Source organism: Bacillus sp. FSL K6-0073, assembly GCF_038006085.1.
GTDB classification, from domain to species: Bacteria; Bacillota; Bacilli; order Bacillales; family Bacillaceae_G; genus Bacillus_A; species Bacillus_A cereus.
In genome coordinates this window covers 1-13,591 of the sequence record NZ_JBBOUN010000002.1, presented here as the reverse complement: position 1 = coordinate 13,591, position 13,591 = coordinate 1, and the positions used below count along the sequence as shown (strand labels likewise).

Here is a 13,591-nt window from a genome sequence, read left to right as displayed (position 1 = left end):
ATACGGAGATTCATGCTATCGAACTTGAAATCCCTAAATACTGTATTAGATTTTTATTTATACTCTTTATTGTTCGTAAAATTGGTATTTCGTGCGAAGTTGTGAGTTTAAAATTTTTTCAATTCTTCTTTTACCCTATTTATGTTTATTTAAGACCATCTTTTGTTTTAGCAGTAAATAGTACACATAATTCTAAATGAAGTACACTGTACAAAGCAATAAATTTCGTGGGAATAAAGATTATAAGAAAGTTAAGTCGAAAAATGAGCATACTAAAACTCCTGAGTTCTCAAAACAAAGACGAATAAAATAGTGACTTTATTAATTAAAGGCAAAGCTAAATTCGTGCCAGTGACCATGTTATTGTTCAATATTAAGATACGTTCAAATTAATCTAATATTATAAGTTGGTTCTATAATATTATCTTATATAAAATAAGCACCTCCCATGTCTAGTTTAAAATCGAGAAATGAGAGGCGCAATTTCTAGCTCTTCTTAACTAGCTTGCTTTTACATACCCTAACTGTATACTATCTATATTATTTGACTTTATAATTTGATAATATCTTGTTTCTTTTGTTGTCGAATTGAAAAATGAATCCCTTCCTTCTCTAGTAAGCTTATATCGTTCCTTTTCAGTAAACTCCGCTCGTACTTTATATTTTCCTTCTTCTGCCTCAAAATAGTAATGAGCTTGGCCATCTTGTAATCTAGAAACTATTTTTTCTTCTACTATTTCTTCATTTTCATTAATTAAATATAACTTTATTTCCCCCATTTCTGGTGCTATTGTTTGTTCTTCAGGATCAATCCAGCCATCCCCATTTTCATCAAACCAGATATAACCAGATATAGTCCCTTTCTCTGGATCCCAAACCTTATCCATTTCTTCTGCGAATGCTAAATTTTTTGGTAAAAACAATGTAAAAACAAACACTAAAATTGAAAAATATGTCATACGTCTAATTCTTTCCATTGATATCGCCACCCAACCTCAAAATGTTTAACAAGAATATATAAATTTTAATATATAATACAATATACTACAAGTCTGGTTTTATTATCCAAATGCAGTTATAATTATAATAATAAAACCAATTAATTAACAAAGTAAATATCTAATTCAATGAATTACACGCAAGATTACATTTTCTCTAATCAATACTGACTTACCTAATGTCTTAGGATTATGACAAAGCATAAGTAATGTGGGTTCTTCTGATGCAATGTTGTATTCTCCTAAGATGTTGACTTATAGAATTTTTTACGTATTGCCCACTAATCTATGCACTATTAGGAAATATTTTGTATAACTTCTCCTTTTGTTAACTAAAATACTATTGTTCATATTTTTTTATTGTTATATAATATTTCATGTCTTTACTTATATGCGATTAAGATATATCGGAATTAGAAAAAGGAATCTTGAAAGATTCCTTTTTCTATTTAAAATAAAAAATCAGTGAATTTGCTACCTATCCATCTTCCCCGCCTCACAGTAATTACTTTATATTATTTAATTACATCCTTCCCTTTTACATCTTTTTATTCAAATGTTATAATTATAAATACCCACTATCATTTTGAATCGAGGTGACAACCATGAGAAGTTTTGGTTCATTATTGATTTCTACTATTTGTTCAACAATTCTTTTAGTTTGGAATTCCCTTTCTTTCTATACTGGTTTCACAACAGGACATACATACTACTGGATTAACGGCATCATATCCTTAATTTTCCTTCTATTCTTTATCCTAAACATGCGAGATATTATTAAAAAAAACTACAGAATATCTGGAAAATAGGAGTTGATACATATGTGGAAAAAGATTAATAATTATAAGTTTCATCTAAAAGATTTAAAATTTATGACTTGGCTCTTCCCAATTATCGGTTTATTATACACTTATGAATTCTTCTCTGGTCTAATGTTCCACCACGAGGTTCGTTGGCTCAAGTTAATATGCATGACAATAATGATTATAGGATTTATTGATATTAGAAAGAAGCTTAAAAACAAAGATTATAGAGCGGCATGAATCAACAAAAATTTTTGAACTCATTTCTAGTATTTACATTATTTTTTCGGGACTTACTTAATTAAGGAATTATCAGGATAAACTGCATATCTGCAGTTTTTTTTGTAAAGCAAAAAAGCATCTTATCTAGATGCTTTTCAGTCTCTTTTTTTCTACATAATAACAAGACCATACACGATGCAGCCTACTCCTAATAATATGAAAAGTTGTGGAAAATTAAATTCTAAGGAAATAAGGTCGACAAGATGTTCGAAAGTTAACCCAACCTTTTCTTTTAAACTTCCACTTTCTACTTCCCTAATTTCATAAATGAAGGTCAAGCAAATGAGAAATATCCCTAAACCTATTAAGTATATACCCAAAATTAATACATCCTTTTTTATCTGATATTAACATAAAAGAATATATAATATGAGAAAACATTTTTTAAATATAAAATAGCGGTGGATTTTCTACTTTAATTTCTACATAACCCATTTTTCTTTTTCCTTCTTATAAAGAACTTTACGATTTACACCATTAACTTCACATACCTACTTAACTTTATATCTATTTTCTTCATCATTAACAGGCAGCTCAAAAACGTGCTCCATTTTAGGCTTTCCCTTATATACGCAAGTTGTTTAGCAAGGCCTATCCATTCTCGTTAGCGCATCTTAATTTTGTATTCGCTTGTTTTGATAATTATTTATCCACATATTATTTATTTCTTTGCTTCCATACCCCATTTTCTTTACGATAAGTATTCTTGCCATCCATAAAGTCAGCTGTATTACCCGGAATGCTATATTTCTTATTTTTTTTCTTAGCTTTCTTCTTCAAGCTCTTCTCTTCTTGAACAGCTTGTAAATCCGCCTTCCATTGTTTCAACAAATCCTTTTCACGTCGCATCCAATTTGTACCCCTTGGTTTAAAATGTGTACCAAATAATTAGATTCTACCTATTTATATAGAATCCTTTAATCAAAATTTCCATTTTGTTCAAATTCACGTTTAATATGTATTTTCTATGTAACTCGGAAAATAGCGCCCGTTATGGATCCTTTCCTTATCTTACCTGCACAATTCCATTGTCATCTTTGCTACTGCCCCCGTTACCAACGCTAAAATCATGCACAATGTAGAAATGAACCACAAAATTTTTTTCATCGTATTTCTCCCTCTCTTTTTTTTTTCTTCCCTTACATCATAATGGGATTGGAATCATTGTTGGGAAAACTATCGATTTCTATGATTTAGCAAAGATTTATGTTTAAATCCATTGCTTAACGCCTGTACTCTTTCAAACAGGATTTTTATGATATGTATGCAGGATTCCCTCTTACATGTACCGAAACCTCAATAGGGAAACATTCCACTAATTACCAAACTCATTTTATACCATTATATTTTGGAGGTTAAACAGGATGAAAAAAAAGAAGTTACAAAAATCAGCACTTTCTTTTGCCTTACTCTTTTCTTTAGGTGCCTCTTTTTTCTCACTTACAACAAAGATTCATGCAGATACACAAGAGGTACAAACTGCAGAAAAGAAACCAGTCTCTTTAACGGAGCGTACGTCTTTATTTTTTGAATATCTCCAGCAAGATAAATATTCAGAGGCACTACAATTGACGTCTGCTGCTTTTCAATCCAAATTTACGGCAAACATATTACAAAATTGGTGGACACAAAGTGGAGGAAGTAGGATTACAAGTATGGGAACACCTGTTATACAAGAACGAAACTTGGTCCATCAAACAGTTAAAGTTCCAGGAGCTATCGAAGGAACTACTATTCCATTACTCCTTAAATTCACGCCTGGTGGCAAAGTTGATGAAATTGGCGTAAGGACTGGGCCAGAGAAATCTTATACCATCCCAAACCCTAGCTATGACCGACCTGATTCCTACCAAGAACGTGAAATCGTAATTGGAAATGCTACATACCCGTTACCAGCAACATTAACGGTTCCAAAACATACACCTGGCGAACAAGTACCTATTGTTGTACTTGTTCACGGTTCTGGTCCGCAAGATCGTGACAGTACATTTATGGGAGCTAAAATCTTTAGAGACCTTGCAGCTGGTCTTTCATCAAGCGGTATCGCAGTGTTACGTTACGAGAAACGTTCCTTAGAACACGGTTTTAAAATGACTGCAGAACCTGCTACGTTAGACCGAGATACTACAGATGATGCCATCTATGCAGCAAAATCAGCAGCACAGCAGGAAGGTATTGACCCAGATAACATCTTCATTCTCGGACATAGCCAAGGTGCTGGCACCATGCCACGTATACTAAGCAAAGCACCTTCATCACTTGTAAGAGGAAGTATATTAATGGCACCACCTGCACGCCCTTTTACTGACATGCTCCTTGATCAGTATCAGTACCTTGGGGCACCAAAGGAGTATATTGATGAACTAAAAAAACAATTCGCTTATATTGAGGATCCTACTTTTAATCCAGATCACCCACCAGCCGGTTATAATTATCTTTCTCCACATTTCATGTATGATGTGACCCGTTGGCATCCAGTTGAGGAAGCGAAATCACGAAAAGAGCCATTACTGATTCTACAAGGCTCACGTGATTATCAAGTAACAGTAAAAGAAGAGTTTACGAGATGGCAAGAAGGTCTTTCAAGTCGCAGTAATGTTCAGTTTAAAGAATATCCGAAATTGAATCACCTCTTCACGGAGGGCGACGGTGAATTAAGTCACCCTAGTGAATACGAAGTCCCTTCAAATATTCCAGCGTATGTCATCCAGGACATCGCTACATGGGTCAATGCGACAAAGAAATAAAAAAAACAACAAAAGCCATCATGCAATTATCATTGCGTGATGGCTTTTGTGATACTAATGATTCCATAAACGTGATACTGACATATCTTTTATTCTCTTTATTGTTTCAACAGAGCAAAAAAGATGCCACCTCTTTTGAAAGAAGGTTCAGATTCTAAAATATATCCAATTTCATCATTTTCTCGGTCGGAAGTATGCTGATTAATTTGGAAACTGCCTGTTGATTTTTTGTAACCATTAAACTATGCCATTTATGGCCGGTTACATCACTTCGATATTAAATAACGTCCCCAACATTCCCTTCTAATGCTTTCAGACTATAAGTCTCATAAGTTGGTACTCTAGAAGACCAGTAAGTGTAGAAGTTTTCAACTACAGTCCAAGTATGAGAGGTTTTAAGTACTACACGATTTCTATTCGCATTAACAGCTTATGAAACGAAATTCGTGCAATCTTCCCCGTCATTCCAATGCTGTAATTGCCAAATCCAGGATTTCGTCCCTTTGCTCATCATACTGCATAACTAGCAGCTGCACTTCCATTTATATAAAAAAATAATACTATGCTTGTTGCGAGAGATGAAAACAAACGTACGTTCCAATGTGATGTACTCGCTAGCAGGAGTCATAATCTAATTTCTACACGTAATGTATTTATTATCTTTTGTGTTTGTTTGCAAGTAAGTACATCCTAGACTTGATATTTTCACAGCTCTTATTGGCTTCACATCTTGCTATCTCTGGTCCATCAGTGCAAGAATACGAGATTTATTTCGATATGTAAGAATGCATATTATTTCTCTTGGATGTTATGATATACTCTCTTTGTGAGCTGATACAATATTTCTTTAGATTGGAAAACTAAAACCTCATTAACCCAAGTTGGGGGCGCCTTATGGCGTCTTTTTTTAGGTTCGACTACTAGTCTTCTAGAACAATTTATTTTTTCTTTATTATTAGATCATTTTATTATCAATCTTTTTTATTAATAAAACTATATTTCAAATCCTGATTATTTAATCGTGTACTTGCATATTAAAAAAATAAATCCCTTTGTTTGTCTTAAACAAATATTCTTCATAACAGCATGCATAATAACCTCCTGGATCTAAGTTAATCCAATAAACTTCTTCTGGTTCTTGTTTGAATACATTTAATAACTGCTCTATTACATATTCCTTCGAAGTCGATCCATTTAAATCATATCCGTGTGGTATTTTCCCAAACCAATAAGACTCCCCATTGGTATATTGGCAAATTAGGAATTCTTTTTTTCATTCTTTCAATTGTATGAGTTCTAATGTGTCATTACTAGTAGCGTGTGTCGCCTTTTTGGCAAGTTCAAAAATATTATCCTTTTTATTTTCTGACATAATACTAAGCCCATAATAATTACTTACATATTCGTCTGCATTTATTGCAGCAAAATCGCTTAAGATTTTATTGATTGTATTCATTTTTTACTCCTTTTAAATGTTGTTTTCAAATAATGTTTGTTCAAAAACCTCTTATCAACTCACATTATATGACTCATCCCTTTTATTTGCGGTTATTTAGATTCTTTCTTGAAAACCAATTTATTGTAATACTACTTTACTATATTCTTTACCTAGTCTCTCAGATGTTTCTACCCATAAGTTACCTGCTTCTGTTATAACCTCTATAGCTTTATTTGAATTTTTAGGGTCTGGTTTCTTTACATAGTCTATTTGATATTGAAAACCAGTACTGTACATCTGCATAGCTCTATCAATATCTTTATGCACCTCTGCGAACTCTTTTGGTACTTTTAACTCTCTAGCTTGTACTGACAAGTCTATTGATTCTTCTGCTAATTTTAAATACTTATACTTGCTATGTAATGGAAGGTCTTCACCTATAAGTAAATTATCCATCTCAGTTACCTTGTCTTCCATCTCTAAAGCTATGTCTGAAAGAGTGTTAATATATTCTTCTATTGAATAGTTACCTACATCTACAGGTTTAACTTTATCTATCTTACTTTTTGATTCTGCCTTACTTTCTTCTAGTGGTTTGCTTTCTGACTTGATGTTTACTTTATCAAAGGAACAAGCACCAAACAATAATAGGATCGGTACAGTAAAACCTATTAGTTTCTTAATCTTCATTTCTCCTACTCCTTGAATGATAGTTTATTGATGCGGAAAACAGGTTACCTATTAACGAGTAACCTGTTAATATCATGACTATTTGCGTCTCTCTGCTGTTACTGTATTACCTTTTTTCGTGTCTACAATCTTTAGATAACCATTCTTAAATTCTTCAACTCTGTAGTCTACTGCTACTTCCATGTATTTTGCATCTACCGTCTTACCGTCTTTTACAAACTCTTTTGGTATAAATGTAATTTCCTTCTTACTTCCATTGTAGTGCCATGTTCCTGTCATATGATTGTCTTCGTAAGAAGTCTTTCCTGAATCATCGTACATCGTGTATGTACCATCTTCTCTCAAGTTTAATCCTGTGTGGAATACAGATTCCCTGTAATTACCCCATTCTCCGAATAACTCTTTACCGTCTGATGCTATTTGTATGGAATCATTAGACTGAGAAGTTGTAGAACTATTAGATTTGTTTGGAAAAGGGTTAACTTTATCTTTTATAGCACCTTGAATTGGCTCAGAACCAGTCTTCCAGAGTTCAGTACCTTGTCTGATTAACTCTTTAAACTCTTTCGACTTCTCTTCATACTTAACTAAATCTTTTGAATCTGACTTGATTATCTCAGCTTGTAGCTTGTATGCTTTACTGTAACAATCTACTGCTTTTACAAGGTCTTTGTGAGTATCTTGATACTCTTTGGGTGGTTCTACCTTGTCAAATTTAACAATAACCTTCTGTAACTCAGCTTCTTCTTTTAGAAACTCTTTCTGAATTGCCTTAATATCTTTAGAAGTGTTTACAGCTACCTCAGTTATCTTTATAACCTGCTTCATTAACTCAGATGATAACTCTGACATATGAGCTGGATACTTCTCTTTAGTTAACTTCTCCTTAGTCTCTACTTTAGATTCAACTTTTTCTTTCGGCTTTGCTTCTGTTTTATCAGTTCCACAACCTATTAACAACATAAATGGTACTGCTAATGTGACTAGTTTCTTTGCTTTCATTATGTATGCTCCCCTTAGGAATTATTGTAATTAATTAACATATTTTACCGTAACATAAATTATATAAATAAGATATGAAGTTTTCTCATCCTTAAGAAAAATTTCAAATGTTTTAACAATATGAAGACATGTATTACGGTTGTAGAAAATCCCACTCCTTATGCTTTTTGAAAAAATCCCCTAGAACTAATAATTTATCCAAAAAATCTCAACTTCTATATTTCCTTATTTAAAGGAGATCATTGAATTAGATGGGGATTTTCTGTACCTGATCGTGCAGAATATGTATATCAAGAAGAGCATAAGAATTATGAATACAATGGATCATGCTTTTTGAACGGTTTACCATTTGAATATGGTTTACTGGATGGAACACTGAAGGTAGACAGCGAGATGATTAAATATAAAAAGGATGATAGAGTTTTAGTACAAGGCAGGAATGCCATTTAAATGTACGAAGAAGGAAAAACTCAATAGGACCAGTTTGCGAATGTACATAATTTCTTTTCAGCTGCTGTCAGGAAAATAAAAGAAATTCCCTTTAAAATAAATAAGATTAAATAAAATTCAGTTCATGTATTATTATAAAAGTATATGAATCTAGAAATTAATACTAATAGGTTCACTTACAAAAGATTTGTGTTTTTTTATTAATAATAAAACATGATAGCATGACGGATTTCCACGAAATTGAGGTACTCCTTATAATTGTTCGTTACTAAAATATCCAAAACGTTTGTCATTTTCTTCTTCCAGCTCTGTATTTTTTGCTTTTTCATTGCTTTGTTTAAGGGAAGCTATCATAACGCTACAACAATCTAAAAATAGTAAAGTTGAAAATGGAACTAGTATTATTTCACATAAGATAAAGCACTAAAAAAAACTGTGCACAAAAACTTGTATGGTAATAAGTTTTTGGCACAGCTCTATTATTTGATCCCTTTCATAAGTACCTGAATCTTTGGAGCCATAAAATATAAAATAACACTGAAAACAATTGATAAACCGCCAATTGCGCCAAAATAAATAATCTCTGTTTCAGGATTATATAATCGAACAAGCTGCGCATTGATAGCTTGTGCAGATGCACTGGTTAAGAACCATAGACTCATTGTTTGAGCAGAGAACGCTGCTGGAGCTAGTTTTGTAGTAATAGATAAACCTACAGGTGATAAACAAAGTTCCCCGATTACGACTAGAAGGAAACTAATGACTAACCAAATTGGGCTAACAAGAGATTCAGTACCATGGATATATGCAGGAATAATCATCACTAAGAATGATAAACCAGCAAATAATAAACCGATAGCAAATTTATTTGCTGTACTTGGTTGGCGTGAATTCAGCTTTACCCAAAGCCAAGCAAATACTGGTGCTAGTAAAACAATATAAATAGGGTTTAAAGATTGGAACCATGAAGATTGAACCTCCAATCCTGCAAAGTTTAACTGCGTACGTTGATCAGCATAACTAGCTAAGATGATTGCTCCCTGCTCTTGAATCGCCCAAAACATTGTAGCAGCGATAAATAGTGGTATGTAAGCAATTAAGCGAGATTTTTCAACTTTTGTCGTCTTTGGACTACGGTACATAAAGACAAAATAGCCTGTTGGAATTAGAATACCTAAGATACTTACAAGTAAAGTAAATCGATCAATCGTTAAAATACCTGTTGGAATTGTTAACACACAAACTAGTGCAATTGCGATAATACCAATGCTAAACTGTATAAGGACCTTTTTTCTTTCCTTGTCTGTTAAAGGATTTGGTACTTGCGCTCCTGCTAATCCTAGATTTTTCTTTTTCGTAAGAACATACAGAATTAATCCAAATAGCATACCAATTGCTGCCACACCAAAACCTAAGTGGAAGTTATACTTTTGACCGAGTGTTCCAATCACAAACGGAGATAATAGTGCTCCTAAATTAATACCCATATAGAAAATACTGAAACCTGAATCACGACGAGTATCTGTTTCACTATATAAATCACCAACAATACTAGATACATTCGGTTTTAATAACCCTGTTCCAAGTACTAAAAATACCATTGAGATAAATAATGTACTAACCGTTCCTGGTAGAGCTAAGATGAGATGACCAATCATTATTAAAACGCCACCCCAAAATATTGTTCTACTTGAACCTAATAGGCGGTCAGCAATCCACCCACCAATAATGCCAGACATGTAAACTAACGAACCATAGATAGCCATAATGGATGCAGCTGTGGCGTGATCCATCCCTAAGCCACCTTTAGAAATGGAATAGTACATATAGTAAAGTAATATTGCTCTCATTCCATAGTAAGAAAATCGCTCCCAAAATTCTGTAAAGAATAGGGTAAATAGCCCTTTTGGATGTCCAAAGAAACCATTTTGTGGAACGGTGCGAATGATATCGCTTTTGTTAAGCTTCTCCATACAAATACACTCCTAATATATAAATATAATAATTCATTGTTAAGTATATACCAAAAAATAGAAAATTTAAATAAATTTTTATTTGTGTAATAATTAGATTTTTAAGAAAAAACTAATTTATGTGTTGTTTTCGATGATAATTTTATGTAAATTATATAATATATATATAATAATTCTGATAGTGATATTGTACAAATATAAATACAAATATAGGAGGATTTATATATTGGCAATAAAAGCAGTTACGATAGAAGAAATTTATCAAGAAATATTGGATGGCAAAAGGAAACGATTCCCTCCAAATACTTGGAAAGAAGATTTGGATAATAAACTCGCCCGCAGAGTAATCACATATTTATTACACAGTATCTTAAAATGGGATAAGGAAGACATCAGAAAAAAATGGAACACTCAATTACTTGTAAAGTATAAATTACGAGGATTACTCAAACATAGATACGAAAATAGCCCTTTTAAAGCAATAAATGATTTATACCCAAGTGAGTTTAAAGAATGGGAGTTTGGTATGACTCCTTTAAATTTTTGGACGAAAGAAAAGGCATTAACGATTTTGAGATGGATGATTGAAGAAAAAAAAGGTTTATCGAACGAAAAGCTCTTACGCGTATACGGCAAAAAATGGTTGGAGAAAAACAAACTTAGTGCCCCTCTGGCTATGTACTGGAATAGTAGTCCGTTTGCAATGATTAACGATTTGTACCCTAGTCGTTTTAAAGAATGGGAATTTCTCATGACGCCCAATAACTTCTGGACAAAAGAAAAAGCATTAGAAGCATTGAAATGGACCATTGAAGAAAAAGAAAAATTAACGCCCGAACAAATACTGGATGTTTACAGTATAAAGTGGCTAAAGACTCACAGATTAGCGTCTCCATGTCAATTAATGTGGGGAAATAGTCCATTTAAAATGATAAACGAATTATATCCAGGTCGCTTTAAAGAATGGGAATTTAAAGTTACACCAGTTGGCTTTTGGTCCAAATGTAAAGCACTAGAAGCATTAAGATGGACCATTGAAGAGAAAGAAAAACTGGATGAAAAACAGCTATTAAACGTATTTAATCAACGATGGCTCATAAAACAAAAATTACGGACACCCTTACAACGCTATTGGAAAGGAAGCCCCTACGGGATGCTTATTGCTTTATATCCAAATCGTTTTTCTAAAGGTATGTTAAAAGGGTATTGTAATAATTAAAGTGGAAATGTAAGTATGCAGAGACGCCCTTTGGTGTCTCTTTTTGAAATCCTATGTAAGTACATTCTTATGTGCCTATCGCTTTATTTATCGAAGAAAGTGAACCTGTTATATTATTTCCCAATCCATCTCGTCAAAGTCATACCAAGAAACCCAGCGCCCATCCCTATCATCCACCCAGTTTTGGCGCCCCCAAACGTAGATCCCACTCCCGCGCCAAGAAACGTACAGCCCACGAATACTATCCCCCGATGCCCCAGTTCGGTCGTTCCATGCTTCATCCCCACCCTTTCTTTACAACATATACTATATGCAAGCTAAAATTTCTAGCTTATGAACTGTTCATTTTCTTGACTATAACTATATGTTTCATATCCATTACTTACAGGTCCAAATGTCATTTTTACATCAATTCGTTACTTAACTTCATTGGTTACTTTTTTTCATCTTATAGAAGATTATTTCTCAACACATAACACATGGAATTATATTACCAGTAATGGTAATATAAAGGTACCTTCAATTGTTAACTGTTGTTCCCTTTTTGAAAGTCCTGTCAAAAGACAGGACTTTTTAAATTTACTTCCTACTAATTTGGCTTTTTCGTTAATATCCTTTTACCTTGTATTTATTTGTTTTGTTATCTTTCCTTAACAACAAATAAGACGTCGCCAAAATCAAGGCAGCGCCTACTATAATTCCTATACACTTAATCAAAATCATTTATCCTCAAATTATTAATTACTTTGCTTCAATACCCATCCATTCTCTTTACGAAAAGTATCTTTTCCATTCATGAAGTCAGCTGTATTACCAGGAATGCTATACTTCATATTCTTTTTCTTAGCTTTTTTCTTCACCCTCTTCTCTTCTACAACAGCTTGTAAATCTGCCTTCCATTGTTTAAACAAATCCTTTTCACGACACAGCGAATTTGTACCCCTTGGTTTAAATCTGAATCAAATAACTATATTTTATCTATTTATATAATCATTTAATATAAATATTCATTTTTCCAAAAAATAAAGAGCACCTGACGATTCCAGGTGCTCAAATATATGAAGTGGGGCTACCCCATTCTCTAATATATGCCTGTCCTTATTAAAAAGTGCAAAAAAAGGGTACCCTTCAACAAATAAATATGGTGCTCCAAAGTTTCATCTCATATGATAATTCGTCCCATGAATTCATCATATGCTTGTCTAATTAGAATGTTCACTGGTTCAATGCGGAATTTCTTTTTAACTTTTAACAAATTAAAAACATCCATTTTGGATACTTAATGTACACTAATATTAATATTGAATAGCTTTATTGATAGACTGTCTAGAACAAAAAATATACTAGCTGAAACTGATCTATATCCAATATTCTTTCCTGTAACATTGATAGTAATCTCCGCTAAATGGGTTCGCACATCATCTCTTTCAAAAAGTTTATCTTCGACCTTTTCGACTATTGCTACATTATCCACTTCTTTAAAAGTTTTCAGCAATTTTGTTTCAAGTAAAGTAAAATCGAAATTTTCACCTTTAACCACATCAAATTTAATCTACATTTTTAACTAGTAAATATATTTATATCAATATAATTTTTATATATTAACATTAAATAATTCAAAGGTCATTCTTTATTAAAATCCCCTATTGCTTAAATTTCTTCTTTATTTTTACATAAGGTACGTGAAATTTTATTATCTCATTATTGAATAGGAGAAACTTGAATAGCTAGTATGCCCCCAATCTACTCTGCATGGTTCCACTATCCATTAAGCCTTTAATAATTTACGTGTCTTTTCTATTTGATTAATTCTGTTTTTTTTTGCGATATTTTATATCTATTTCGTATGTGTGTTAACCAGTTCGTTTGCAAACTTGTTTAATCAGCTTGTAAAAGTTATACCCAATTTATTTACGATTGGAAATTTATTGTGCGGTGTTTTCTCAATCACCTTGAATATGAGTGAATATTTGGGAGTAGCCTCCATTT

Annotated in this window: 12 protein-coding genes and 2 pseudogenes; 5 read left to right on the top strand and 9 right to left on the bottom strand. The window is 32.7% G+C overall.

What is annotated here, in order from left to right; all coding sequences use genetic code 11:
* Positions 1-500: 500 nt before the first annotated feature.
* Positions 501-977 (bottom strand): SdrD B-like domain-containing protein, encoded by a 477-nt coding sequence (locus MHB52_RS28195; RefSeq protein ID WP_061664238.1) that lies wholly within the window; start codon positions 975-977, stop codon positions 501-503.
* Between the two features lie 626 nt (positions 978-1,603).
* Between MHB52_RS28195 and MHB52_RS28190 the strand changes: the two genes are divergently transcribed.
* Together MHB52_RS28190 and MHB52_RS28185 are read left to right on the top strand one after the other, a co-directional pair.
* The gene (locus MHB52_RS28190) at positions 1,604-1,807 is read left to right on the top strand and encodes a hypothetical protein (RefSeq protein WP_076775613.1); all 204 of its coding nucleotides are present in this window, start codon (positions 1,604-1,606) and stop codon (positions 1,805-1,807) included.
* Between the two features lie 12 nt (positions 1,808-1,819).
* A complete protein-coding gene (locus MHB52_RS28185) occupies positions 1,820-2,041 on the top strand; it encodes a hypothetical protein (RefSeq protein ID WP_000265595.1) in 222 nt (73 codons plus the stop codon).
* Between the two features lie 699 nt (positions 2,042-2,740).
* Here the strand turns inward: MHB52_RS28185 and MHB52_RS28180 are convergent.
* Positions 2,741-2,932, bottom strand: coding sequence for a hypothetical protein (locus tag MHB52_RS28180; protein WP_061664237.1), 192 nt, complete (start codon positions 2,930-2,932; stop codon positions 2,741-2,743).
* Between the two features lie 515 nt (positions 2,933-3,447).
* Here MHB52_RS28180 and MHB52_RS28175 point away from each other — a divergent pair.
* Entirely contained in the window at positions 3,448-4,830 is a 1,383-nt protein-coding gene (locus MHB52_RS28175; RefSeq protein WP_061664236.1) for an alpha/beta hydrolase family protein, read from the top strand.
* Between the two features lie 1,015 nt (positions 4,831-5,845).
* Here MHB52_RS28175 and MHB52_RS28170 read toward each other — a convergent pair.
* The 4 genes and pseudogenes from MHB52_RS28170 to MHB52_RS28155 all read right to left on the bottom strand — a co-directional run bounded on the left by MHB52_RS28170 (position 5,846) and on the right by MHB52_RS28155 (position 10,383).
* A pseudogene (locus MHB52_RS28170) lies at positions 5,846-6,286 on the bottom strand (hypothetical protein).
* A 120-nt stretch (positions 6,287-6,406) separates the two neighbouring features.
* Positions 6,407-6,958 carry a hypothetical protein gene (locus tag MHB52_RS28165; RefSeq protein WP_016078415.1) on the bottom strand — a complete coding sequence of 184 codons (552 nt, stop codon included), beginning with the start codon at positions 6,956-6,958 and terminating at the stop codon, positions 6,407-6,409.
* Positions 6,959-7,036: 78 nt separating this feature from the next.
* The gene (locus tag MHB52_RS28160; RefSeq protein ID WP_000644866.1) at positions 7,037-7,960 is read right to left on the bottom strand and encodes a DUF3994 domain-containing protein; all 924 of its coding nucleotides are present in this window, start codon (positions 7,958-7,960) and stop codon (positions 7,037-7,039) included.
* A gap of 929 nt (positions 7,961-8,889) precedes the next feature.
* Positions 8,890-10,383 (bottom strand): peptide MFS transporter, encoded by a 1,494-nt coding sequence (locus MHB52_RS28155; RefSeq protein WP_000413413.1) that lies wholly within the window; start codon positions 10,381-10,383, stop codon positions 8,890-8,892.
* Between the two features lie 133 nt (positions 10,384-10,516).
* Here MHB52_RS28155 and MHB52_RS28150 point away from each other — a divergent pair, with 133 nt between their 5' ends.
* The gene (locus MHB52_RS28150) at positions 10,517-11,602 is read left to right on the top strand and encodes a DUF4046 domain-containing protein (RefSeq protein WP_391486229.1); all 1,086 of its coding nucleotides are present in this window, start codon (positions 10,517-10,519) and stop codon (positions 11,600-11,602) included.
* A 113-nt stretch (positions 11,603-11,715) separates the two neighbouring features.
* On the opposite strand, the gene MHB52_RS28145 is transcribed toward MHB52_RS28150, so the two are convergent.
* From MHB52_RS28145 to MHB52_RS28135, 3 genes are all read right to left on the bottom strand, one after another.
* On the bottom strand, positions 11,716-11,838 hold the full coding sequence (locus MHB52_RS28145) for a hypothetical protein (protein WP_277752276.1): 123 nt from the start codon (positions 11,836-11,838) through the stop codon (positions 11,716-11,718).
* Positions 11,839-12,339: 501 nt separating this feature from the next.
* Entirely contained in the window at positions 12,340-12,531 is a 192-nt protein-coding gene (locus tag MHB52_RS28140) for a hypothetical protein (protein WP_061664234.1), read from the bottom strand.
* Between the two features lie 350 nt (positions 12,532-12,881).
* On the bottom strand, positions 12,882-13,154 hold the full coding sequence (locus tag MHB52_RS28135; RefSeq protein WP_227593391.1) for a hypothetical protein: 273 nt from the start codon (positions 13,152-13,154) through the stop codon (positions 12,882-12,884).
* Between the two features lie 322 nt (positions 13,155-13,476).
* Here MHB52_RS28135 and MHB52_RS28130 point away from each other — a divergent pair.
* Positions 13,477-13,591: pseudogene (locus MHB52_RS28130) on the top strand (CDP-diacylglycerol--serine O-phosphatidyltransferase); the annotation flags it as partial.

Excerpts from the sequence above, each read along its gene's own strand:
- MHB52_RS28195 (WP_061664238.1), bottom strand. The coding sequence starts at position 977 with ATGGAAAGAATTAGACGTATGACATATTTTTCAATTTTAGTGTTTGTT.
- MHB52_RS28190 (WP_076775613.1), top strand. The coding sequence starts at position 1,604 with ATGAGAAGTTTTGGTTCATTATTGATTTCTACTATTTGTTCAACAATT.
- MHB52_RS28185 (WP_000265595.1), top strand. The coding sequence starts at position 1,820 with ATGTGGAAAAAGATTAATAATTATAAGTTTCATCTAAAAGATTTAAAA.
- MHB52_RS28180 (WP_061664237.1), bottom strand. The coding sequence starts at position 2,932 with ATGCGACGTGAAAAGGATTTGTTGAAACAATGGAAGGCGGATTTACAA.
- MHB52_RS28175 (WP_061664236.1), top strand. The coding sequence starts at position 3,448 with ATGAAAAAAAAGAAGTTACAAAAATCAGCACTTTCTTTTGCCTTACTC.
- MHB52_RS28165 (WP_016078415.1), bottom strand. The coding sequence starts at position 6,958 with ATGAAGATTAAGAAACTAATAGGTTTTACTGTACCGATCCTATTATTG.
- MHB52_RS28160 (WP_000644866.1), bottom strand. The coding sequence starts at position 7,960 with ATGAAAGCAAAGAAACTAGTCACATTAGCAGTACCATTTATGTTGTTA.
- MHB52_RS28155 (WP_000413413.1), bottom strand. The coding sequence starts at position 10,383 with ATGGAGAAGCTTAACAAAAGCGATATCATTCGCACCGTTCCACAAAAT.
- MHB52_RS28150 (WP_391486229.1), top strand. The coding sequence starts at position 10,517 with ATGATAATTTTATGTAAATTATATAATATATATATAATAATTCTGATA.